The 21,797-nt window shown below is 36.0% G+C and carries 26 protein-coding genes and 1 pseudogene; 7 read left to right on the top strand and 20 right to left on the bottom strand.

Annotation, left to right across the window (positions count from 1 at the left end):
* Window positions 1-149: 149 nt before the first annotated feature.
* On the bottom strand, window positions 150-374 hold the full coding sequence (locus F0342_RS22980; protein WP_149158107.1) for a hypothetical protein: 225 nt from the start codon (window positions 372-374) through the stop codon (window positions 150-152).
* 243 nt (window positions 375-617) lie between these two features.
* Here F0342_RS22980 and F0342_RS22975 point away from each other — a divergent pair, with 243 nt between their 5' ends.
* Entirely contained in the window at window positions 618-1,112 is a 495-nt protein-coding gene (locus F0342_RS22975) for a GNAT family N-acetyltransferase (protein ID WP_149158106.1), read from the top strand.
* 159 nt (window positions 1,113-1,271) lie between these two features.
* Here the strand turns inward: F0342_RS22975 and F0342_RS22970 are convergent, their stop codons facing one another.
* The 3 genes from F0342_RS22970 to F0342_RS22960 all read right to left on the bottom strand — a co-directional run bounded on the left by F0342_RS22970 (window position 1,272) and on the right by F0342_RS22960 (window position 3,137).
* Window positions 1,272-1,691: a VOC family protein gene (locus F0342_RS22970; RefSeq protein WP_149158105.1), complete on the bottom strand. Its 420-nt coding sequence runs from the start codon at window positions 1,689-1,691 to the stop codon at window positions 1,272-1,274.
* 79 nt (window positions 1,692-1,770) lie between these two features.
* The gene (locus F0342_RS22965; protein WP_149158104.1) at window positions 1,771-2,568 is read right to left on the bottom strand and encodes a class I SAM-dependent methyltransferase; all 798 of its coding nucleotides are present in this window, start codon (window positions 2,566-2,568) and stop codon (window positions 1,771-1,773) included.
* Window positions 2,569-2,591: 23 nt separating this feature from the next.
* On the bottom strand, window positions 2,592-3,137 hold the full coding sequence (locus tag F0342_RS22960) for a GNAT family N-acetyltransferase (RefSeq protein ID WP_149158132.1): 546 nt from the start codon (window positions 3,135-3,137) through the stop codon (window positions 2,592-2,594).
* Window positions 3,138-3,387: 250 nt separating this feature from the next.
* Between F0342_RS22960 and F0342_RS22955 the strand changes: the two genes are divergently transcribed.
* Complete coding sequence (locus tag F0342_RS22955; RefSeq protein ID WP_149158103.1) at window positions 3,388-4,029, top strand: GNAT family N-acetyltransferase; 642 nt, start codon at window positions 3,388-3,390, stop codon at window positions 4,027-4,029.
* 89 nt (window positions 4,030-4,118) lie between these two features.
* Here the strand turns inward: F0342_RS22955 and F0342_RS22950 are convergent, their stop codons facing one another.
* Both F0342_RS22950 and F0342_RS22945 read right to left on the bottom strand, forming a co-directional pair.
* Complete coding sequence (locus F0342_RS22950; RefSeq protein WP_149158102.1) at window positions 4,119-4,736, bottom strand: NUDIX hydrolase; 618 nt, start codon at window positions 4,734-4,736, stop codon at window positions 4,119-4,121.
* A 343-nt stretch (window positions 4,737-5,079) separates the two neighbouring features.
* The gene (locus F0342_RS22945) at window positions 5,080-6,564 is read right to left on the bottom strand and encodes a flavin monoamine oxidase family protein (RefSeq protein WP_149158101.1); all 1,485 of its coding nucleotides are present in this window, start codon (window positions 6,562-6,564) and stop codon (window positions 5,080-5,082) included.
* 441 nt (window positions 6,565-7,005) lie between these two features.
* Between F0342_RS22945 and F0342_RS22940 the strand changes: the two genes are divergently transcribed.
* On the top strand, window positions 7,006-7,590 hold the full coding sequence (locus F0342_RS22940; RefSeq protein WP_149158100.1) for an LOG family protein: 585 nt from the start codon (window positions 7,006-7,008) through the stop codon (window positions 7,588-7,590).
* Between the two features lie 179 nt (window positions 7,591-7,769).
* Here the strand turns inward: F0342_RS22940 and F0342_RS22935 are convergent, their stop codons facing one another.
* Both F0342_RS22935 and F0342_RS22930 read right to left on the bottom strand, forming a co-directional pair.
* Window positions 7,770-8,621 carry an aldo/keto reductase gene (locus F0342_RS22935; RefSeq protein WP_149158099.1) on the bottom strand — a complete coding sequence of 284 codons (852 nt, stop codon included), beginning with the start codon at window positions 8,619-8,621 and terminating at the stop codon, window positions 7,770-7,772.
* 31 nt (window positions 8,622-8,652) lie between these two features.
* Window positions 8,653-9,636, bottom strand: coding sequence for an aldo/keto reductase (locus tag F0342_RS22930; RefSeq protein ID WP_149158098.1), 984 nt, complete (start codon window positions 9,634-9,636; stop codon window positions 8,653-8,655).
* A 189-nt stretch (window positions 9,637-9,825) separates the two neighbouring features.
* On the opposite strand from F0342_RS22930, the gene F0342_RS22925 reads away from it, so the two are divergent.
* Entirely contained in the window at window positions 9,826-10,743 is a 918-nt protein-coding gene (locus F0342_RS22925; protein ID WP_149158097.1) for an AraC family transcriptional regulator, read from the top strand.
* Between the two features lie 90 nt (window positions 10,744-10,833).
* On the opposite strand, the gene F0342_RS22920 is transcribed toward F0342_RS22925, so the two are convergent.
* From F0342_RS22920 to F0342_RS22870, 11 genes and pseudogenes are all read right to left on the bottom strand, one after another.
* A complete protein-coding gene (locus F0342_RS22920; protein WP_262481864.1) occupies window positions 10,834-11,496 on the bottom strand; it encodes a DUF4405 domain-containing protein in 663 nt (220 codons plus the stop codon).
* 73 nt (window positions 11,497-11,569) lie between these two features.
* Window positions 11,570-12,304 carry a cytochrome P460 family protein gene (locus tag F0342_RS22915; protein ID WP_188048676.1) on the bottom strand — a complete coding sequence of 245 codons (735 nt, stop codon included), beginning with the start codon at window positions 12,302-12,304 and terminating at the stop codon, window positions 11,570-11,572.
* Between the two features lie 881 nt (window positions 12,305-13,185).
* Window positions 13,186-13,722, bottom strand: a complete 537-nt coding sequence (locus F0342_RS22910; protein ID WP_149158094.1) for a GNAT family N-acetyltransferase — start codon at window positions 13,720-13,722, stop codon at window positions 13,186-13,188.
* Window positions 13,723-14,007: 285 nt separating this feature from the next.
* Window positions 14,008-14,691: a DUF421 domain-containing protein gene (locus F0342_RS22905; protein ID WP_149158093.1), complete on the bottom strand. Its 684-nt coding sequence runs from the start codon at window positions 14,689-14,691 to the stop codon at window positions 14,008-14,010.
* A gap of 681 nt (window positions 14,692-15,372) precedes the next feature.
* On the bottom strand, window positions 15,373-15,963 hold the full coding sequence (locus F0342_RS22900) for a histidine phosphatase family protein (protein WP_149158092.1): 591 nt from the start codon (window positions 15,961-15,963) through the stop codon (window positions 15,373-15,375).
* A 119-nt stretch (window positions 15,964-16,082) separates the two neighbouring features.
* The gene (locus F0342_RS22895) at window positions 16,083-16,280 is read right to left on the bottom strand and encodes a hypothetical protein (RefSeq protein WP_262481863.1); all 198 of its coding nucleotides are present in this window, start codon (window positions 16,278-16,280) and stop codon (window positions 16,083-16,085) included.
* A gap of 143 nt (window positions 16,281-16,423) precedes the next feature.
* Window positions 16,424-17,081, bottom strand: a pseudogene (locus F0342_RS22890) (HAD family hydrolase).
* 58 nt (window positions 17,082-17,139) lie between these two features.
* Entirely contained in the window at window positions 17,140-17,352 is a 213-nt protein-coding gene (locus F0342_RS22885; protein ID WP_149158091.1) for a hypothetical protein, read from the bottom strand.
* Between the two features lie 350 nt (window positions 17,353-17,702).
* Entirely contained in the window at window positions 17,703-18,125 is a 423-nt protein-coding gene (gene fosM / locus F0342_RS22880) for a FosM family fosfomycin resistance protein (protein ID WP_149158090.1), read from the bottom strand.
* A 96-nt stretch (window positions 18,126-18,221) separates the two neighbouring features.
* Complete coding sequence (locus tag F0342_RS22875) at window positions 18,222-18,725, bottom strand: hypothetical protein (protein WP_149158089.1); 504 nt, start codon at window positions 18,723-18,725, stop codon at window positions 18,222-18,224.
* Window positions 18,726-19,089: 364 nt separating this feature from the next.
* A complete protein-coding gene (locus F0342_RS22870; protein WP_149158088.1) occupies window positions 19,090-19,491 on the bottom strand; it encodes a MerR family transcriptional regulator in 402 nt (133 codons plus the stop codon).
* 69 nt (window positions 19,492-19,560) lie between these two features.
* On the opposite strand from F0342_RS22870, the gene F0342_RS22865 reads away from it, so the two are divergent.
* The 3 genes from F0342_RS22865 (at window position 19,561) to F0342_RS22855 (ending at window position 21,326) form a co-directional block, all read left to right on the top strand.
* Window positions 19,561-19,797 carry a hypothetical protein gene (locus tag F0342_RS22865; protein ID WP_149158087.1) on the top strand — a complete coding sequence of 79 codons (237 nt, stop codon included), beginning with the start codon at window positions 19,561-19,563 and terminating at the stop codon, window positions 19,795-19,797.
* A gap of 26 nt (window positions 19,798-19,823) precedes the next feature.
* Window positions 19,824-20,156 carry a hypothetical protein gene (locus tag F0342_RS22860; protein WP_149158086.1) on the top strand — a complete coding sequence of 111 codons (333 nt, stop codon included), beginning with the start codon at window positions 19,824-19,826 and terminating at the stop codon, window positions 20,154-20,156.
* 183 nt (window positions 20,157-20,339) lie between these two features.
* On the top strand, window positions 20,340-21,326 hold the full coding sequence (locus F0342_RS22855) for an arsenic resistance protein (protein ID WP_149158085.1): 987 nt from the start codon (window positions 20,340-20,342) through the stop codon (window positions 21,324-21,326).
* A gap of 154 nt (window positions 21,327-21,480) precedes the next feature.
* Here F0342_RS22855 and F0342_RS22850 read toward each other — a convergent pair whose 3' ends face one another.
* A complete protein-coding gene (locus F0342_RS22850) occupies window positions 21,481-21,696 on the bottom strand; it encodes a hypothetical protein (protein ID WP_149158084.1) in 216 nt (71 codons plus the stop codon).
* Between the last annotated feature and the right edge of the window lie 101 nt (window positions 21,697-21,797).

Raw genomic sequence — 21,797 nt, 5'->3', positions numbered from 1 at the left:
CATTTCGAGGTATTCCACATGTGTACTATAGATTCCCCTTTCTTTACATCTCTACATTATATAATAACAAATATCGCTAACTAAACACAGGAAATGTCGGAGTTTTCCGATAATTCCTTCGTGGAAACGTCGGGATTTTTCCGTAACTTCTAAACTAACATCAACAATATCGAGCTAAGAGAAACCAGGAAACAAATGGACAAATCGACGAAAGGCTTTGCATGTCCGTTTTTGTATGAAGCATAGGACATGACAGTAGTCGAGAATAAAAATATCATCTGCATCATTAAGGATTGTTCAAATGGGCCAATATAAAACAGCAACGAGATCAACAGTACAGATACTCCTAATATAATTGCAATCTGCTTTTTCATTAAACACCTCATTGACAATTGAGAGATTACTATACGAGTGGTAAAAGGAGGGATTCCTTTCCCAATCTTCAGCTATAGCAATAACACAATTTTCTTTTTTAACGATATGATTCTATTTGTAATCTCAGATTTTAACATTCTCCGTAATCACCCCTTATGAAGTTATGCGGCACTCAGTATATAGCTTGTATAGCCTCTCACGATATCTTATAATGGAAAATATTACATTTGTTGGAGGTAATCATGAAGTCAAATGCTATAAGCCCTACAGTTACACTAGTTGAGTTTAATGAACAATACACACCTCAATTGTCCAACTTTTACTTGCCTGAAGATCAACTAGAATTTACTAGTCTCCCTTTAGAAAAAATCAATCATCCGAAAGTCTCCAAGACTTCTATTCATGTATTAGTCATGAGTAATAATGAACCAGTCGGATATTTTGCACTAGAAGATGGGGAAAAGGTTCTTAAGTATAGTGACAATCCAAAGGCCAGAATCTTAACATCTTTTTCAATTGATTCGAAGTTTCAAGGAAAAGGACTGGCAAAACAAGGATTAAAACTCCTTCCTTCTTTTGTGAAAAACGTTCTGCCTGATATCAATGAAGTGGTTCTTGGTGTTAACAAAAGGAACACTGCTGCCATAAATCTCTACCTGAAATGTGGTTTCGTAGATGAAAAACAAATGTACGCGGGACCTAAAGGACCTCAACATGTTTTACACTTGATTATTTAATTTACCTGGGGCGGCATACGCTCCTTATTGTGCTAGATGGATGGATCTCGTTTCTTCCATTATTCAAACGCCTTTAACAGAATAAAGAAAAGCTAAAGATAACTGCCTGCCCTTCAGCTTTTCTTACCCATTCCTTGAACAAGAAATAATCGTTCCTGATCACTGTGAAATGAAATATTTCTCCCGGAAAATTGGACTAAGTTCACTCCACACATCAAACTTATTTCCATCTAAATCATAAAAAACAAAATTTCTTCCAGAGTGTCCTCTGTTTTCAATAGTGCCAACCCGAATCCCATTTTCTATAAAATCCTTATGCAGTGTTTCCAACGCTTCTAAACCATTCACTTCAAAAGTTAATGAAAATCGTTCTTCACCATAAAAATCTATGAAATTAGCACTTTGATTTTCTTTTGATTTAACAAGAAAAATACTTTGGTTTGCAAGATTAAAGATGGCTTTATCTTCATCTTTATAGCTTAATTCTGCATTCAATTTATTTATGTACCATTCAGATGAAAGATCCACATTCGTTACTGGAATATAGGTTGTACCAACCCTTAATAATTTTTCGCTCATTTAAAATTCCCTCCCGCATTCAGATATAGTAAACATTCTCTTTTCATATGTGTTTACCCTGCAGGAATTCCCATATTTTTCATAACTCTTTTCTCCCAACCTTCACTGATAACGTTGATTCTTCTTTATATTCTCCAGATTCACAAATATCGAGCATGGCCTCTTTCACATCACGTTCAAATAATGAGACGTCACTTCCAAGAAAACGCTTAGACCCATAGGATGTGGAGTAAAGGTTCCCTAATAATGACTCAATAGTCCAAGTGATTTCGTATGTCGGTAAAGTGTGAACTTCAAGGTTAAATTTAGATTGGGATATGACTTCTTCATGACTGGTAACGGGATGAGTATAGGTTGAAATTCCAGCTTTTCGATCTTTTCCATACCATTTTTCGATCACTTCATTAAACCTTATTTGCCAAGGTTTCAACGTTTTATTGGGCTCATAATTATCAATGATCGCTACCACGCCACCAGGAGAAATCATATCAAATAATTCCTCTAATACGTTTGGTCTGTCCATCCAATGAAAAGCCTTGGCTATCGTCACGAGAGAAAAATGCTCATGATTCTCAGTCTTGTACTGTTCCAAGGTTCCATTGAACCATTTAATCTGACCCATTCTTACTTCCTGGTGGATACGGGTAGCTTCTTCAATCATTTCCGGTTCAACATCTATACCGACTATTTTTTGACACCAATCTGAAAACCTTATGGTAAGCTGCCCTGTACCACAGCCTAAATCAAGGAGGTTCTGCTCCCCATTTAAAGAGAACGTTTCAACCAGAAATCTTATTAAAGAAGATGGATACATAGGTCTGTATTTCGAATAATATCCTGCAGAACCCTTAAATAAATCTTGCCCGTACTTGTTCAAGTTTGTAATCCTCCCTTCCATCTCTATTCGCAAAATTTTAATATGGAATATACCTTCAAGTCTTTATGCTCCCCTTTAACATACATTACTTTTCTACTTATTCCTTCAAAAGACATACCTAACTTTTCCATAACACGCTCTGAACCCTTGTTTTCTAAAAAGCATCTCGCCTGAATACGGACTAAATCCATATGTTCGAATCCAAATGATATGACTGCATTTGCTGCTTCGGTAATTAAACCTTTGCCCCAGTATTCTTTAGATAGAACATATCCAATTTCAGCACTATTGTGTTCCGGCTGCCACCAAACAAAGTGAACGGTTCCAATCAATTGACCATTCTCCTTAAGCTCAATCCCCCATGGAGCATCGTACTGAGATAAAAACGTATTTATAAATTTCTTTGTATCTGTCAATGAAGAGTGAGTATCCCAAGTTACATATCCCGTTACTTCTTCATCCGAAGCATATACATACATATCTTCTGCATCATCTAATGTGATTTTTCTAAGGATGAGACGTTCCGTTTCAGTTTGAGGTACATCACCAAATTTTTCTGTAATGTTCATGAATTCACCACCACCTAATAAAATTAAAAAACTGATCATTATTTCCTTGAATATACCCAAAGTAGCAGCACTGATCTACAATGTCTATCTACAAATAATGTTCTCTTTACATGAATTTGACCACAAATATAATAAGTATATATAATGCACTTGTGCTTTGATTAAGGAGGATTATTTATGAATTTTGAGAGATTACGCTTCTACTCATTTGAAATATACTCTAAAAACTAATAATTAATGGAGGGTTCAAATGAGAGAAGAAATACCAGATTATAATTTATTTATGATATGTAATAAATTAGAGACCTCTGCTACAACTGAAATACCTGAAGGCTTTCACGTTCGGTTTTGTAGAAAAGATGAAGTAGATATATGGAAGAGAATGCCCTTTGATACAATAGATTTAGCTACTCAATACCATAATTTCATGACGGATTTTTTCAATCAAGTTTATTTACCATATGGTGACTTATTCTTTAAAAGGTGTTTATTTGTATGTGATGAGAGTGATACGCCTATAGGAACCTGCTTTTTATGGAAAGCGTATAATAAGGTATGGACCGTTCACTGGTTCAAGGTAAACATACATTATGAGGGAAAAGGTATTGGGCGCAGTTTATTATCATATGTCATGCATACCTTATCTCAAGAAGAATACCCAGTGTTTTTACACACACATCCTACCAGTTATAGAGCAATAAAATTATATTCAGATTTAGGGTTCAAATTGTTGACTGATTCAGTAATTGGCCAAAGGGCAAATGACCTTAATGAAAGTTTACCGATATTAAAAAAGTTTATGCCAGATGAAGATTTCAATAGTTTAGAGTTTCAATCAGCTACAAATTTTTTCTTGGACGTTGTAAATTCTTCATTAAAAGATGAATTTTAAATAAGAGAAGTCCTTTTGGGCTTCTCTTATTCTTTTCAAATTCTATGGCCAATATCTCATTAAACTGCCGCCCTTTAACTTCATGATCATTAATCATATACAGTTTCTTTACTAGGATCTTTTAAGAATTCAAACAGCATGTTAATCTGAGTTTCTGTATTCCTTCCGATTGATAGCTCCGGCAAATTCTCTTCATCAAAAAAATGAACTCCTTTTGTTTCGATTCCACTCCTTTCCTTTCCACCAGTCACCTCACATTGAATAAATATTTTATAGTAATGGTACGGTTGCGAGGGATGGGGATGCTTGTTCATATCGAGCAGTGCGAGTAATTTTACAGGGGTTACATCATATCCAGATTCTTCTCTTATTTCTTTCACGATGTTTTCACTTGGAGACAAACCTACATCACAAAATCCACCTGGCAAAGACCATTTATCATCAATTTTCTCTCTTACCATTAGAATTTTGTTATCCTTAAATACGACTCCGCGTACATCTACTTTCGGTGTCTGATAACCCGTTTCGTTCGTAAATAATTCTCTTATTTTTATCATTTCTATATCCGTGTATTCCTCCATGATCTCTGCACTGATCGTTCGTAATTCTTCATATCTCTCAATATCGTAAACATCCTTTGAAAAGGTCAGCCCTGATTGAGATAATGCTTGGATCCTTTTTGCCCATTCAAGCCATTTGTCACTCATAGTTCTTGCACCACCTTATACTTTCATACACATAAGTATGTTAACGGACAATCGTCTCCCCTTACTTCATGGTTTTCTTCCACTCTGACTTACTCAATATATCCTTATATTCTTAAATTCGACAATTTAAGAACCTTTTCCTTGTTACAATAATCTATCAAATTGGCTCAATAAGAAAAGGCTGCTTTTTAGCAGCCAGATCTTTAAGCAATCACCCTTTAATTGAATAACCCAAATATATAATTTGCCCTTAAATCACTTAATGCTTCTTTAGTTAACGGACGCGTTCGATTATTCATACCTTCTTATTCCAAATAGAAGGATTATTTTGTGGTTTTCCCAATCAGTAGGGAAAGAGCGTACGTGGCAAGTCATTGACTTCCCATGCAGCTTGTATTGCGGACTCGATTGCACCTTGTATCCAACCGTGTGTAGACGATGCGTGTTCCCCTGCAAAATGAACACGTTCTTCTGGAGTGGATATATATGGGGTAAGTTCCATCGCCTGATATGGTTTAAGCATTGAGAACGCTCCACTAAATAAAGGATCTCGAATCCAACTATGACTAGCTCCAGCAAGAAATTCACTATATACCTGGTTCCCGTGAATTTTAGACAAGTTTTTTAATGCATTTTCCAATCGGTCCTTCTTATTCAAGCTATCCCAAGGCATAGCATCATCTTCCCATGTATAACTCCCCAAGACAACACCAGGTCCTGATGTTCCAATGCCATAACTTGGATATGCAGTATAGGTATTCGGGAGATCAGAAGAGGTTCTTCCACCATACATACCTTCTTTTTCCCAAAACCTCTGTTTAAACTGGATTCCGATTTTTGTAGAAGCGACATAGTGAAGTTGTCGAATCGCCTTCCATTTATTTTTTGAAAATGAGGTAACGGGTTCTATTTCGATATGTTGTAAAACTGTAAATGGAAGGGTAATAATAGCTAAATCCCCTGTGATTTGAAAAGGCCCAAATATATTATGGTTAGAATGGAGGGTTACTTGGTTATTGTGCTGAATTATTTTTTTTACCTTTTGGCCAAATATGATATCACTAGATAGTTGAGGAAGAAATGCTTTAGGTAGCTGATCGTTTCCACCAGTTATTTCAAAAAATTTATTATCAGCTTTTAAAAATACTGCAAGTTCTCTTATTAGCTCCAGAAAACCAAGCTCAGGAAATCCTTCCGATGTAATAAAAAACTTTAGAATATCAACAGCACCTGGAGATAAATTTAATCCGAAAGGATTATTTTTTAAATAACTTTCCATGGAGTAATGGTCAAATTTTTCAACTACTATTGGCCAATGTTTCTCTTTATTTAAGGTAAGATAGTCCATCACAGGTTTCAATGAATAATGAAGCAATTCAAGAGCTGTTTTGCCTCTTTCATTAGGGGCTACTTTAATACCCAAAATATCTGGATTCTGTTCATATTCCTTTAGACGAATTTTTTTTCCTTGAAGATAGATAAGATCGTTAGGGGTAGTATTAATAAAGGTGTTTATTGGAAGTTTGAATTTTTTTATATATTCTAAAGTTAACAAATGAGATTCAGGGATGCGCATCGCACCAGCTTCAAGGTACTGTCTTTGCTTAAAATCTGCTCTCATTGTGTAGACTCTTCCACCCACCCTTTCAGAAGCTTCAAGAATTGTCACTTTGTGTCCAGCTTGCTTAAGCAAAGATGCCGAAACTAACCCTGCCATTCCTGCACCTACAATAATTATTCTCTTGGGATTATTGGTTTTTTTAAGACCATTTCTGATGATTGAAATCATTTGGTCAGATGATAACAAAGGATTGATATAACTAGACATTCTATTCCCCCTCAAGATCAAGATCTTGTGCTGAAAAAGATGACTTCAATTATCTTATTCAACTAGAAAGAACATTTATGTCCCTCTATCTACTCTTTCACACGTTTTTATAATATTAAGACAGAAAACAAAATTTTATTGATTCCGTAAAAAAGGGCAGCACTGCTAATCTTTTCTTATACAAGCTTCTTGCACACCCATGCGAAAGGGTGCTCCCTTACACTTAATGTTTTTATCACGGATAAACGGTACATCGATCTTCATTTTTTTAGTTTTAAGTTCAAACTGATATCTAACTCGGACCATCCTCTGGCTTCATAATAGTATTTGATCCATTATTGAAATTCGGTAACATCCATATTCCCATTCTTACACTAGCTATAGTTTAACAAACGATTCTAAATTTTGTATAATATTCGTGGTGATTTAAGGAGGGATAAGATGAAAAAATTAGCTGTATTCTGCGGATCTAGCCCTGGTGCTTCAGAATCTTACATATTGGGGGCAAAAAATCTCGGAAAAGAATTTGTTAAAAGGGATATTACCCTCGTCTATGGTGGGGCAAGTGTAGGACTGATGGGAGCCATTGCGGATACTGTAATAAAAGAAGGCGGAAATGTAATCGGTGTTATGCCCAGCTTTCTAGAAAAGAAAGAAATAGCACATAAATGTCTAACTGAACTCATCGTTGTAGATTCTATGCATGAAAGAAAAACCAAAATGTCAGATTTGGCTGATGGATTTATTGCTTTACCGGGTGGTCCAGGAACAATGGAAGAGTACTTCGAGATTTTTACTTGGTCACAATTAGGGCTTCATCAAAAGCCTTGTGGTCTTTTGAATATTAATCATTTTTTTGATCCTCTATTAGCTTTGTTTAAACATATGACAAAAGAGCAATTCCTAAATGAAAAATATCTGTCCATAGCAATGTCAGATCCTAACCCATCCCGTTTATTAGATCAATTTTATGCCTTTGAGCCGCCAAAGGTAAAGACTTATATCACTTCTAAAGACGAGACTTAATAAGAAGACACAGACCAAAGAAAATTTCTTTGGTCTGTGTTTTTAGTTTAAAGATGGATAACAGATATTTCTGAATCTATGTAATCCCCATTTTATACAGCCCTCTGATATTCTAAGAAAAAAAGCCAATTTCACTGGAAGGAAATTGACTTCTTCTTATTCAAATGGGAACAAAAGCATTAAATATCAAGTTTACGAGTACCGATCCACTTCACCATCTCAGGATCCCTGTGAGAAAAGAACAAGCTTTCCTTTGTGTCTAATTCAGCAATTCTCTCCATTTCTTCTTCGCTTAATTTGAAATCAAAGATATTGAAGTTTTCGATGATTCTTTCCTTACGTACCGACTTCGGAATTGCTATGACTCCTCTTTGTGTCAACCATCGCAAGATAACCTGAGCAACGGATTTATCGTGCTCTTTAGCTATTGATGCTAAAACTTCATTTTGAAACATGTTATTTTTCCCTTCAGCAAATGGTCCCCAAGACTCTATCTGAACATTGTTCTCTAACATGAAATGAACACTTTCTTTTTGTTGGTTGAAAACATGTGTTTCAACCTGGTTAACCGCAGGAACAATTTCATTATGAATGATCAAATCGATCAGGCGGTCTGGATGGAAGTTACTCACACCAATAGCCTTGATTTTTCCTTCACGATACAATTCCTCCAAGGCACGCCATGAACCGTATATATCTCCAAATGGCTGATGAATCAAATATAAATCCAAATAATCTAATTGCAGCCTTTTAAGGGAATTTTCGAATGCCTTCTTAGTGCTCTCATAACCAGTATCCTGAACCCAAAGTTTTGTGGTAATAAACAATTCTTCTCTAGGTACACCACTCCGCTCGATTGCTCTGCCTACTGCTTCTTCGTTTAAGTACGAGGCCGCAGTATCGATAAGACGATATCCTGCCATTATAGCGTCATAAACAGCTTGTTCACATTCATTTTCATCTTGTATCTGAAAAACCCCAAAACCTAGAATAGGCATTTCTACACCATTATTTAAAGTTACTTTTTGCATTTAATATCCTCCTATTTATATGGAATATCTGTTATTCATCTACCCTTTTTGCGTATTCTGCCGGATAGCGATCTCCCCATACCTCAATTTTCGATAAGGCATCATTCAAGTCATTGAGTTCCTCAGTGCTCAGTTCAATATCAGCTGCCCCAATATTTTCTTCGAGGCGATTCAATTTCCGCGTACCTGGAATCGGAACAATCCAAGGCTTCTGAGCAAGCACCCATGCAAGTGCAATTTGAGCGGGTGTCGCGTCTTTACCTACTGCCACCTTTTTTACCAATTCGACCAATACCTGATTTGATTCGATATTCTCAGGTTTGAAACGAGGAACAATACTTCGGAAATCGGAGCCGCCGAACGATGCATCTTTATTAATTGTTCCAGTAAGGAATCCCTTGCCTAACGGACTGAAAGGAACAAAGCCGATGCCAAGCTGTTCAAGGGCAGGAAGTAGTTCTTCCTCAGGACTTCTCCACATCATTGAGTATTCACTTTGAATCGCAGTGAGTGGATGAACGGAGTGTGCACGGCGGATTGTTTCCACCCCTGCTTCTGAAAGTCCCCAATGCTTAATCTTGCCTTCCTTGATTAGGTCTTGAATGACTCCGGCTACCTCCTCAATCGGAACGCTTGGGTCCACTCGATGCTGATAGTAAAGATCAATAGTGTCAACCTTCAGTCGTTTAAGCGAGCCTTCAATAGATTGCCTAATACACCTCGGCTTACTTTCCAGAACCTGTTTACCCTCTTCTATTTGGATACTAAATTTAGTAGCGATAGCCACTTTTCCCCTGAATGGAGCAAGGGCTTCTCCTACCAATTCTTCATTCACATATGGGCCATATACCTCAGCAGTATCGAAGAAAGTAACCCCCCGGTCAATCGCCTCATGAATAAGCGAAATCATTTCTTTCTTGTCTGCAGCAGGACCGTAACCATAGCTCATTCCCATACATCCAAGTCCGATGGAGGAAACTTCCAAGTCACTGTTTCCTAGTTTTCGTTTTTTCATGTACGATTCAACTCCTCAACCTATTGTGATGTGAAGATAAAAAACTGTGACACCTTTATTATGCAATAAAAGAATATAAAACCCTTATATTAATCCTGCCAAAACATTGCCTAATCCTCTCACATTACTTACATTTTGTGAGAATTTGTATTAATATTGAACTAGAAATAAGGAGTCAAGGAGGTTTTTATGTCCGAACAAATCGATAAACAGCGGTCTGAACTTACCCGACATATTGAGAGTTACACAGGTAAGGACGGGCCTTATGCGACTGCTATTCCCGCTTTATCTTTCATTCGTTTCTCTGACGTTATAGGTCCAAATTACGGAGTTTACAAGCCTTCATTATGCATTATCGTTCAGGGCAGGAAGGAGGTAACACTGGCACAGGAGAGCTATTTATACGGTCCTGCCAATTACCTTGTTGCATCCGTTAACTTGCCAATCGCCGGAAAAGTTACAGAAGCCTCTCCCGAAGTTCCTTATCTTGCTCTTAAACTGGAATTCACATCTAGTGAAATATTGGAGGTGTTACGTGATTTCCAAATGGGAGTTGACAAGAAGGAAAATGCTAAAAGAGGTTTGTATGTCAGCAAAATGGAGCCGTCCTTGTTAGACGCTGTAACAAGATTAGCTCGTTTGCTGGATGCTCCGGAAGACATCAAGGTACTTGCTCCTCTGATCAGAAAAGAAATTATCTATAGGGTTTTGCAAGGAGAAAATGGGGGCTTGCTGAAACAAATTGCAATTGAAGGAAGTTCTACCAATCAAATCAGTGACGTGATTGAACATATCATGAATAACTATGAAAAGCCTTTCAAGATAGAGGAACTTTCGGAAATAGCAAATATGAGCGTTTCTTCACTTCATCGACACTTTAAAGAGGTAACCGCGATGAGTCCAATTCAATTCCAAAAACAGCTGAGACTTCAAGAAGCCAGAAGCCTGTTATTATCTGAATCCGCCGATGCAGCAGATGTTTCATTCCGGGTAGGCTATGAAAGCCCATCCCAATTCAGCCGTGAATATTCGAGGATGTTTGGTTTACCACCAATAGAAGATATAAAGCGCATGAGGGAACAATATGATCAAAAAGTAAAAGCTTGATTCCCCTTCACTGACTTTATTCAATGTACTAAATAATATAAAATAGTGCATTATCCAATTACGGATTAATGCACCTTTTCATTCTGTAATTTATCTATCTTTGGAAGCCATAGCTTTATCCTGCTTATGGATAAATTTCAAAGCATAATGAGTCCCACTTATATATATTCCCACGATAGCCAGATGATCTATTAAAAATCCCAAGGAAGACTCATCAGAGCTCCACCCGAATGGATTATAAATGGTTAATCTAGAAAGCATATCTCTCTCAAAAGAATTCTGCACACCGTAGACAACAATTAACACCGCTATGATACATAAAGATATTGTGCGAATTCGGCTCGTGCCGGTAATCCTCGTCATCTTTCGTACTGTATTGATAATTGTTCCCCAGGACATTCCTATATGAACACCCATGAAGATAAATCCCCAATACGACGCCTGAATATGGATCTGTCGTAAAATCATGTCATTTTCTACTGGGACATAGGGAAATACTTCACTGGAAATTGGAACGCCACTTATTATTATCACAGCCATAGATACAAGAAAAAGCAGATTGACCACTATGCTAAGAATGCGACGTACATTGAACCTTCCCTTAAAAATAGTGCTATACCATCGTTTATTTAGTATATTGTGGACTATAAACAAAATTATCAGTCCAACTCCAACAAGTTCATGAATTGTGTTGCCTGTAATTTGGTAAGCCATTGCCACTAACAACAGAATGGTCATGGTAAGGTCGATCATCAGCCTGATTAACATATTTCGCTTCAAGAAGTTCTCCTCTTTCTATTTTAATATTACATGGATTCCAAATCCTCTATGTCTCTTGATTAAAATGAATCGTTAAAAGGACCTTCTGGATGATCCCTGCTTTTTCTTCGTTTTCTAGTAAACTATTTCCTGGCAAAATTCCATACTGGTTCTTCAGATTATCGTCTACTGTTCTTACATTCCAGTGTTCTGTAGGAATACTTGCAATCTGGGGATCTGTACTGCTGCCCTTTGATCCTGTAAAATTTTCAAGTTCAAAACTTTTCATTTCATCCAACGTGTTCACAAAGTCATCCCGTTCCTCATTTGCGTGACAGCTAAAGCAACGACCGATATCTTCATCGTAATCCAACGACCTGTCAGCATTGAATTCCTGGTATTGCCAATCTCCGTTACGTGGTGTCCCTTTCGGGGTTTGGTTGCCCCAACCAGTGCGCTTTTCCATCACGAAGATTTCATCAAGTTCTTCATCCCTATAAATCTCAAGAGTGATTACGGTTCCATCAGGAATCGGCTGCCCGTTTTGCACCGCTTCAATTGCTTCCCGGCTCGTGTATAGCTCCTCCCTGACATTTCCTCGATTAACCGTCGTGTAGTTCACACCCTTATTATAATTCTCAGGGAATTCAACAAGTTCACGGTCATACCCAGCAGGCTCCTGTTGAGAAGTGTCATCCGATGGTACCTTTTCGGAAATTTCAATTGAGTCATTATTGTTACCACAGGCTGTTAGAGTGAGGGACATCACTAATGCAAGGGACGGAGATAATAGTTTTTTCATAATGTTTATTCCTCCTAGTTTCTTCATCTATTTACCCGACTTTTCCTATCATGGTTAGTGCCGCTTTAGATAAGTGCTAGTTTCTAATTTTTCCCTTGACGCAATTTGTTTTTGATATTTTTATTGTTACGAGGAAGCCAGTTTAGAGAACCGATATTTCTTTTGACTTAGTATTCTTAAATTCTTAATGTGGCATTAAATACCACATTGAACATTATTCATAATGAAAGTGCCTGGAACGAGTTTTTTTCAATATCGAATAAATGAAAAGGTACTTTTATTATGCAACAGCTGAAAAAACGACAGATATCCTATTTCTCTTAAATGTTTGCCTAATCCGCTCAAATCATTAATGAAAGTTGCTAGCATAGATAAATTTGAAGCTTTATTTGTACCTCAGTTCCATCCTTCAATTTCGTTTCAACAAGGATAACTCTACGGTGCAAAGTTAATTCCCTGCAGCAACGGCTTAATATCTTTTCTTTCTATTTCCGGGACTCGGAGTTCACACGAATCTTCAACATTTTATTTCCATATGGGACTTCTTTTTTTATCGTCACTAGCTCCGGCTGATCTTTATCTTGTAAAACATTTATAATTCACTTGCTTTTTCCTTTTCAATCTTTCCTTCCTGCAAACAGGACAATTAGTGAGTAAAGGATGCGCCATACTAATTAATTTACAGATTAAATAAGTTAATTCATTGATTAAACCTAAAGTAAAAAACAGACTCATTGGAGAGTCTGTCTGATGGTTGAGAAAGGGTTAAGAGCCTATTAGACACTTAAAGAAATAGTACTACGATAAACTGGTTCTTCAATTAAATGTCGCATATAATGGAATAACAGAGGAGCTTCTATCAGCTGGTTTAGTTCAAGATGTCAAATGTTTCTTGTTTTCACCCATTCATTTTCTAAAATACTCATTTCCCACTGATTCCAATATTCTTCACCATTTTTTCCTGTATCCCTTAACAATCCCTCTTTTATAAAGCCGGCTTTTTCATAACAAGCGATTGCAGATACATTGAAATCAAATACACCAAGACCAACTCTATGTAATTTAAGTTCTTCAAAAGCAATTTTTAGTATTTCCTTTATCATTAGTTGACCTATTCCTTTTCCCCTTACGTTTTTATCACCTACTAATACTTTTCCTACTCTGGCAGATTTGTTTTTTCTATCAATTTTCCCCAAGGAAATATGACCAATAACATCTCCAGATTCGCTATCCATTACTTTATAAACCAAAGTATCGGAGTGATCATTATTAGCATTCTCAATGTATTTTTCTAACTGATCAGTAGTTAAAGGAAATCCGAATGCAGGACCTCCCCATTGAAGTAAGGATTTAGGTGAATCAATCCAATTAATCAATTGCAAAAAATCTGCACGTTCGAAATACTCCAGTTCAATCATTGTAAAATTTCTCCTCTGCCTTATTTTTTTCTTCATTTTATTATGTAATTTATTTCTTCTTCAACAAAATTGCCCATACAAAAAATAGAGCGCAATTCTGACTCCAGAAATGCGCTCTTCTTATGTAATTTAATTCTTGCGCCTCGATTGTTGAAGACCAAAGAGTAACAAACACCTGATCAGATAAATTCTTAAAACGGATTCTCTGGTTTATAAACGGTGAATCTTATTTTAAATCACATTATATTCACCAAGATAATTGATATGCTCCTATCCTAACAAATTTTATTTGGGACTAATATGTATGCCTTCACTCTCTCGCCAATCTGCGTAGAATATACTCTTTACATTGTCATATCCGTTGGTAGTTAATTGGTTACCTAACCATTGTTGATCAAATCCGAGGTCATGTAAATTATCCCATAAAATTTCCCCATCTAGAATTAACGATGTTGGGAGGTATACTGGACTTTCTGGAAGATTGAGATCTTGCTTGTCTGGTTTTTGATACATCGATTTTAATAATATACTTATTTGCCCATTAGTTTCCAATATGCCGTATTTAACTTCGCGAACTGAAAATACATTATTTTGTCGAAGTATACTCAAAACTTGATTTACATCCAATTTGTTCTTTTTAAGTAACTTTCGATCCATGACACCATCCCGAATGATGATATTGGGATCGCCTAATAAGAGAGAACGTGTCGATTTATTTTTTAGAGTCATAAACTCTATCCCCAACATAAGAAGCGTCCACAATCCGATGGCATATAAAAAGTGAAAAGTCCTTACATTATCTTCATAAATGGTATTTCCTAAAAAATCTCCAAGTACTAACACAAAAACTAAGTGAAACGGGGTTAACTGAGAGATGGATGTTCTGCCTGTTATGATAATAATAAAAAATAAGGTGACAAAACCTACTATGACTTTGATCGTCAGTAAACCAATATTAACTTCTTCCAAAGTTGTTTCCTCCAATTTAAAGTTTACTTAGTTGTAAGATCTTGAAGTTTAGATATATGAGGCTAGTTTTAGTAAGCACGAGTTCCAATTCACCAATATTTTAAAACATGGAAATTTTTTATAATCGCACAAATCACTATGGCACTCACATACGCCTTTATTGGTGAACCATTTGAATAAGCTTAGGATCTGATATGCTACTAAGATATATCCAGAAACCAATGACAGGTAAAATAAGGACGATTATTATCCAATTCAAAGCCTTGGCAGGCCAACGAACTTCCCAAATTGCTATGAATAACATAAAGAGTGCATTAAATTGATATAGATCAAAAATCCGCTCCCCTGAAACCCCTTCTGTGTTTTACTCTTAACATGTACAAACTGTGTAGGGAGTATACGTTTGGAATATGAAGGAAATGTATAGGTATACATTCGCTAATAGAGAATTATAGTTACTTATTTTTTTACCTATTTCTTCTCCAAAGTTTAACATTAGCATTCGTATTCTTCCTTAATACTTCTTACACTTACGTCCGTTAATAAGATGGAAACCAAGTCATTTAAGTTTCGAATTATTCTTAGCTGCCTAATAGTTGAAAAAGGCAAAAGCTGAAGATCAATTGTCTGATCTCCAGCTTTTGTCCCTTTAATTGAATAATGAGCCTTTTATATAATGATCTATAATGGATTAATGCCTTCATTTCCACCCCACAGCCTTTGAACATTCACTAACTCCTTTTCTCTAAATTCCATCCTATAAATATCAGGTTTGGACGTGCTATGTAAAAAATCCAAGTCATACTTACTATCGAAATATCCCATCATCAAGGTCATAACAGCCCCGTGAGATCCTATTACGATATGTTTATCTCTAAACGTTTCTAATAGTTCCTTTAAAACGTTAATTGCCCTTTTTTGACAATCAGCATTTGATTCTCCTCCCTCTGGAGCGAAAATTGAATCCCCGAATGACTTCTCCAACAGTGGAACCAATTCCTTATCAGAAACTCGATTATCTTCAGAAGAAAAGATCCTTTCTTTTAAATCTTCATATACTAAAACTTCTTGACCTATTTGATCAGCTAACTTTTCGACAGTTAAGATGGAACGTATATAGGGGCTTGAAACAACTGCGTCAATCTTCTCATCTTTCAATATGTCAGTTACTCCTTGAGCATCCATATGACCTTTTTGAGTTAACCCTCTTGTTCTTTCATTTCCATCCTTTGGTGAGTCTCCGTGTCTCACCATATAAACAAACGTACTCATCATTTATTTGCCTCCATTAAAGTTCGATTTATAACATTGTCCCAATATCATGGCCAAAACCCCGGCAGGTTAAAGCTTCACCGTGCTTGGGGTTAGGCCATAATAAAGAAAAAACTATCCTACTCTACTGCTCTGCCACGATAAACTTTCAGAGTGATGACATTTAGTAGAATCGTAACGGTGAGAAGAATCGCTGAGACATAAGCCACGGCATACATTTTGTCCATAAGAGCACTCCAATCTTCAACCGTTACTTTATAGTAGGTATAAAAAATCTGGAAACATAGTGAAATACCACAAGCATAGATACTGGTCATGGAAAGAACAATCCAATTTTTATTCTGTTTTTTATCCCGGGTAAGATTCAAAATAGGGAATACCCAAGCAAGAGGCTCCCAAGATTAAGTAAACCAAACATATTTAATCCCCTTTTTTCCTATTGTTTAGTAGACGAATGACTCTATGTAATATAGCTTATTAATCTATCAAAAGAATCGATCTCGGTATATGGTTTGATATCGGTATCATTCTTGATCCTGTTAGGATTGAACCATATGCCCTTAATATGTGAATGTTGACAGCCGGCAATATCCTTTTCTAAGTCATCTCCTACGAATAATGCATCTTCCGGTTGCACATTCAGCTTATGCAACGCTAATTCAAATATGCGTTTGTCGGGTTTACTAAATCCCACTTCTTCAGAAATAATGATTGTATCAAAACAACCTTCTAAATGAGTGTTCAGTATTTTAGCTTTTTGTCTCTGAGTGGAGCCGTTGGTTATAATGGCAACTTTAACTTGCTGCTTTATGGTATTTACGATATTCATAGTATGTTGATTTATAGAAAAACAATGAGGGAAATGATGATTCCAAAAATCTTGAATGTCATGGCGCGGTAATCTATTATGCGGTGGGAAAACATCAAATAATGATTCCAAAACGTTTATTTTATTGTTATCTCCATAGCTTCCTTTATCGTATTCTTTGAACCTATGCAACATTTCGTTTTTTGCTGGATGTGGAACAACCTCATAACACTTTTCTAAAATAACCGAAAACATTTTATCTACTGCCTGATCCCTATTCAAGTAAGGTATCATCTAAATCAAAAAGCATGGCTTTATAACTTCTCAAATAACTTCACGGCCTTTCTCGCATTGTATAGTCCTCACATTTACTTACCAATTCTAGAATGTCTTTGATCAGCCGCACTTAGTATCAATAAAATGGCAAAAAAATAAACAACACTTCCTATAATCATCTTTGTCCCATTACCTAGAGGGAATAAAAATGACATGAAAAATATACATAATGGACTAAATAATATTAAAGCTAAGCCTATTGTAAATGCCATTTTCTCAGGAATTACTTTAATTTTATTTAACATTATTTTCACCTTCTCTAATAAGATCTGTTTACTTATTAATCTAGGTTAGAATTAAGAATTTTCCAGAAACCATAGTACAATGAAGGTGATTAATAGAACACCCCACACAATAAATGAAAAAGTTCTTCTTTTATTAGCATATTTAATGAATTTCGTTCCGATAAATTCAATTATTACACCTAGTAGAAGCAAGATACACATCAGGGCAAAATTATTCAATTTATTAACTCCTTCACAAACTTATTCCGTTTAACCGCCCGTTTATCTAAGTAAAAAGGGTGGCTGATAAACTGTAGCATTCGAGCAGATCACTGTTATGTAGTAATCGCCCTTCTATCATGGATACCCTTTTAATCAAAAAACTTCATATGTGCCTTCTCTTCTCTATAGAAATCCAACCTGTCTTGTAATGTACCTGCATGAAATTCAAATTTATGCCCATCCGGGTCCGTAAAATAGATGGACTTTTTATCTCTTTCATCTCTCGGACGACCTGACAAGATATTTACATTTAATTTCTTTAGTTTGTCGTACATATTATCAAAATCTTCTTCTTCAATTGAAAAAGCAATATGGGTGTAGGATTGGTGTATTTCATTGCGGGGGATGTCTTTCTCTACATTAAGGGCAAACCACATACCCTGTACATCCAAGTAAGCCGTTTTTCTACCCATTACTAATAATTTTGCATCAAATACTTTTTGATAAAATTTAATGGACGTTTCTAAATCTGCAATTGAAAATAGAAAATGATTAAGCCCTTTGATTGTCATTTATTCACCTCAAGGAAGCGTCGGGACAGTTCTGATCCCTCCTAATAATAAAAAAACAGAGAACCGTCCCTGCGCATTATTATCCTCTCTCTCTTTTTACTGTTCCATTATTTCTACTAAACCATCATCATTCATATTTCGAATGGTTACAATCTTGCCATCGTCATTGAGGTTAATTCTTGCAGTAATCGCAGCAGTGTCGGTTTGACCATCTTTCCTGTATTTCACTTCGACTTCATAATCATAAGTATGGTCTTGATCCTTTTGTATATCAATATTCGTTGGTTTCAATTGATACCCATTTTCATATGCAAATCTTTGAAAAAACAAAATGTGATTAGTATTAATCATATCTTCCCAATTCATAACCAGCGGCTTATAGTTTTCTACTACATACTCTTCTAATTCAGGCGGAAATGCACCATCTTGTTCTAGAGCATACGTTAATTCATCATTAGGTCCTGTGAATTCTTTCTCTAAAAAGGTTTGGATGGTTTTCACATTCTCATCACTTTCCTTTGGAGAACTACAACCTACAGCCAAAACAAAAACCGACGCTAAAACGAATAAGTTCATGGTTATGCCCATGATTTTTTTCATAACCCCAACCTCCTCCGTAATCACCTATACGTACAAAGATGGTAAAAGTTTCAATTTCCTTAAAAATTCATGGGATAAATATTTTCATTCCTGAAACTGTCCGATTATTGAACAAAGAAAAAGCTGGAGTTCAGCTGTTGATTTCCAGCAATCGGCTCCATTAAGGGAATAGCTCCAATCACTCTAACCACCCTTACTACATTAAAAAGGAGCTTACCCTTTTCTGATAGGCCCCTGATTCTTGAACAACAAACTGAATAACTAAAACATTGGTTCGTCCATATTTGTAACTTTAACAAAGCATGGAATGAGGTTGGCATTTTTCCCCTCCCTCTTTATCATTAGACGAAATCAAGTTCACTCTTTAACTACAACTACCCTTTGAATTAATCTTTGGAAAACATTCTGACCAAGTTAGACAATCACATTTCAATCCATTTTTTAATACATTTAACATTTCATCAATTTGCTTCTTTTTTTCCTCTAATTCCAGACACTTCGTATTGGCCATGTGTCTCCAACGCTCTGATGGAGGAGCCTGATCATCGAAACCCTCCAACAGTACAATAATTTCTTGATTACTAAAACCAGCTAACTGAGCTGTTTTAATAAACTTGAGTTGATCCAACACTTCAATTGTGTAGCGTCTTTGTCCACTTACCCTTGTAGGAATGGGCAACATGCCAATCGATTCGTAATATCGAATAGTAGAAGCACTAACGTCAGCCGCTTTTGCCAGCTCTCCAATAGGAAGGAAAGAATCCATTATCATCACCTCTTGACTTAAAGTTCACTTTAAGTATTATACTTTAAATAATAGTAAGGGGGAGTTACTTTGAAAAAATTATTTGCTGGAATTGGGGTAGTTGGCTTATGTGCACTTTGTTGTGCATTACCCGTTATTGGCATTACTGGATTTGCAGGTATAGTTGGAATAGGTTTTGGTTTTTGGAAGTGGGGATTATTATTGTTGGCTATAGCGTTATTTATTTCTCTATTTATAAAAAAGAAAAATACATGTAATTCTAATACGGGCTGTAATTGTTCTTCGGTTTCATGTAAATATATATAATAATAATAATAGGAGGTATAAAATTTATGGCTGAATGTAATTGTTGTAAAAGCACTTCAAATATTGCTTGTAATATTGGCTCTTTCAATTCAGAAGAAAGAATCCGTTATGATGAACTTCGAAAAGAATTGAATGTAAATCGGTCTATTGAGGAACTTCCAAATGGTTATAGGTTTATTTATCCCAATCAACCCACGTTGCTATTAACAATTGTTGAATGGATTTCTTACGAAAATCGATGCTGTCCATTCATAGAATTCTCACTACAAGTAAGTGGTGAGGCAGATTTTATTAGGTTAGATCTAACAGGAGATCAAGCAGTTAAAGATCTACTGAAAGAAGAATTTCACTTAGGGTAAAAATCCTCCCTAAATCATTTGATGATTTAGGGGTTTTTAAACTCCACTAAAAAATAATTATGCTATATTAAGTAAGAGTTCCCGTTTCAGTTAATAATTCCTTAAATATGACTTATTACATATGCCTCTTATTTAACAACTTTACAAGTCTTTTTAGAGGCAATAAAAAGGGGCAACAAAATAATGATTACTAGAGAAAAATTAGAAAATAATCAAGTTTGGCTATATGTCATTATACTAGTGATAGCAGCCGGATGGGGATTATTTGTTCCAGATCTAGCAGGTCAATTAGATGTAACGATTTCTGCTGTCATTGCTATTTTAATGTATAGCATGTTTTCGCAGATTCCTTTTACTTCGTTAAAAGAATCGTTTGCTAATCGTCGCTTTATTTTGGCTTTATTAACGGTTAACTATATTGCCGTTCCAATTGTGGTGTGGCTCCTATCAAAGTTATTACCCTATTATCCACCGTTACTGCTTGGGGTCTTTTTAGTTTTACTTACACCTTGTATTGATTATGTGATTGTTTTTACAGCTATGGGGCGTGGAAACGAAAAGATTATCCTTTTGTCTACACCAATACTTTTCATTACACAAATGCTCCTTTTGCCTCCGTATTTATGGATGTTTATGGGAAAAGAAGCAAAAGGAATAGTGGAACCAGCTCCATTCTTGGAAGCATTTTTAGGTCTCATCGTTGTTCCGCTGGGAATTGCTATTGCCATACAGCTATTTGCAAGAAAAGCACCTGTCGGAAATAAAATATTAGATCTATCTGCATGGCTTCCCGTTCCATTCATGGCTCTTACTCTTTTTGTTGTTGTATCGTCTCAAATAGGCAAATTATCAACATATATTGACCTAATCATCAAAGTCATTCCTATATATATTGCTTTTATGATTATTATGCCTATCATATCTAGGTATATTGCAAAGTGGTTCAAGCTTGATATTGGTTCAGGTCGCGCCCTTATCTTCAGTGGATCAACAAGAAATTCGCTTGTAGTTCTTCCTCTTGCTTTAGCCTTACCAGATAATTTGAGCACATCAGTAGCAGCCATAATTGTGACACAAACTATCGTTGAACTTGCAGGTGAACTCATTTATATTCGATTAGTACCCAATATACTTTTGACGAAGCGTCGGGACGGTTCTGATGCTTCCTAATATTAAAAAAAGAAACAGCAGAACCGTCCCGGCGCATCACTTTTTTGGTCTTTTTCAAGTTAATCCCTCCTTTGTTCCGTAACCCTGCCTTTTACCCTAATACCAATTTTTTCAAACCATGCAGCTTACTCAAGAAAAATTCAATAAAAAAAGCTTACCCTTTGCTGGATAAGCACACGATAGTTGAAGAAGTTGAACTGATTTTTTTATGGACCTGTACCACAAGAGACTTCATACTTTTCACTTTCGATCTCTTTTGAATAACAATAGTTGCTGTACCTCCAGTAGGACTATCGTAGTTAAACCAATATACATTGTATCGCTGTCCGTAGCGTTTATCTTTATAATCACCCTTAGTTATTAAAGCCATAAAACTTTGATATGGATGCCCGTCTTTGAAAATTGCTTCTCTTAATGCGGACCTTGGCGAATCGTTTTCGTGTACCAAGGGTGCTAATATTGGTGGAAATA

Origin of the sequence: Bacillus sp. CH30_1T (genome assembly GCF_008364765.1) — a bacterium.
GTDB lineage: Bacteria > Bacillota > Bacilli > Bacillales > Bacillaceae_B > Rossellomorea.
Note: the sequence above shows the minus strand (reverse complement) of the source record. Positions and strands in the feature narration are given on the sequence as shown.

What these genes read in the sequence shown, in the direction of transcription:
- F0342_RS22895 (WP_262481863.1), bottom strand. Translation starts at nt 16,280, where the DNA reads ATGACCAGTATCTATGCTTGTGGTATTTCACTATGTTTCCAGATTTTT.
- F0342_RS22925 (WP_149158097.1), top strand. Translation starts at nt 9,826, where the DNA reads ATGTCCGAACAAATCGATAAACAGCGGTCTGAACTTACCCGACATATT.
- F0342_RS22900 (WP_149158092.1), bottom strand. Translation starts at nt 15,963, where the DNA reads ATGAGTACGTTTGTTTATATGGTGAGACACGGAGACTCACCAAAGGAT.
- F0342_RS22970 (WP_149158105.1), bottom strand. Translation starts at nt 1,691, where the DNA reads ATGAGCGAAAAATTATTAAGGGTTGGTACAACCTATATTCCAGTAACG.
- F0342_RS22930 (WP_149158098.1), bottom strand. Translation starts at nt 9,636, where the DNA reads ATGAAAAAACGAAAACTAGGAAACAGTGACTTGGAAGTTTCCTCCATC.
- F0342_RS22940 (WP_149158100.1), top strand. Translation starts at nt 7,006, where the DNA reads ATGAAAAAATTAGCTGTATTCTGCGGATCTAGCCCTGGTGCTTCAGAA.
- F0342_RS22910 (WP_149158094.1), bottom strand. Translation starts at nt 13,722, where the DNA reads ATGATTGAACTGGAGTATTTCGAACGTGCAGATTTTTTGCAATTGATT.
- F0342_RS22975 (WP_149158106.1), top strand. Translation starts at nt 618, where the DNA reads ATGAAGTCAAATGCTATAAGCCCTACAGTTACACTAGTTGAGTTTAAT.
- F0342_RS22860 (WP_149158086.1), top strand. Translation starts at nt 19,824, where the DNA reads ATGGCTGAATGTAATTGTTGTAAAAGCACTTCAAATATTGCTTGTAAT.
- F0342_RS22955 (WP_149158103.1), top strand. Translation starts at nt 3,388, where the DNA reads ATGAGAGAAGAAATACCAGATTATAATTTATTTATGATATGTAATAAA.
- F0342_RS22945 (WP_149158101.1), bottom strand. Translation starts at nt 6,564, where the DNA reads ATGTCTAGTTATATCAATCCTTTGTTATCATCTGACCAAATGATTTCA.
- F0342_RS22855 (WP_149158085.1), top strand. Translation starts at nt 20,340, where the DNA reads ATGATTACTAGAGAAAAATTAGAAAATAATCAAGTTTGGCTATATGTC.
- F0342_RS22950 (WP_149158102.1), bottom strand. Translation starts at nt 4,736, where the DNA reads ATGAGTGACAAATGGCTTGAATGGGCAAAAAGGATCCAAGCATTATCT.
- F0342_RS22935 (WP_149158099.1), bottom strand. Translation starts at nt 8,621, where the DNA reads ATGCAAAAAGTAACTTTAAATAATGGTGTAGAAATGCCTATTCTAGGT.
- F0342_RS22875 (WP_149158089.1), bottom strand. Translation starts at nt 18,725, where the DNA reads ATGAAAAAAATCATGGGCATAACCATGAACTTATTCGTTTTAGCGTCG.
- F0342_RS22870 (WP_149158088.1), bottom strand. Translation starts at nt 19,491, where the DNA reads ATGGATTCTTTCCTTCCTATTGGAGAGCTGGCAAAAGCGGCTGACGTT.
- F0342_RS22960 (WP_149158132.1), bottom strand. Translation starts at nt 3,137, where the DNA reads ATGAACATTACAGAAAAATTTGGTGATGTACCTCAAACTGAAACGGAA.
- fosM (WP_149158090.1), bottom strand. Translation starts at nt 18,125, where the DNA reads ATGACAATCAAAGGGCTTAATCATTTTCTATTTTCAATTGCAGATTTA.
- F0342_RS22850 (WP_149158084.1), bottom strand. Translation starts at nt 21,696, where the DNA reads ATGGCTTTAATAACTAAGGGTGATTATAAAGATAAACGCTACGGACAG.
- F0342_RS22885 (WP_149158091.1), bottom strand. Translation starts at nt 17,352, where the DNA reads ATGTTAAATAAAATTAAAGTAATTCCTGAGAAAATGGCATTTACAATA.
- F0342_RS22980 (WP_149158107.1), bottom strand. Translation starts at nt 374, where the DNA reads ATGAAAAAGCAGATTGCAATTATATTAGGAGTATCTGTACTGTTGATC.
- F0342_RS22915 (WP_188048676.1), bottom strand. Translation starts at nt 12,304, where the DNA reads ATGAAAAAACTATTATCTCCGTCCCTTGCATTAGTGATGTCCCTCACT.
- F0342_RS22920 (WP_262481864.1), bottom strand. Translation starts at nt 11,496, where the DNA reads ATGATCGACCTTACCATGACCATTCTGTTGTTAGTGGCAATGGCTTAC.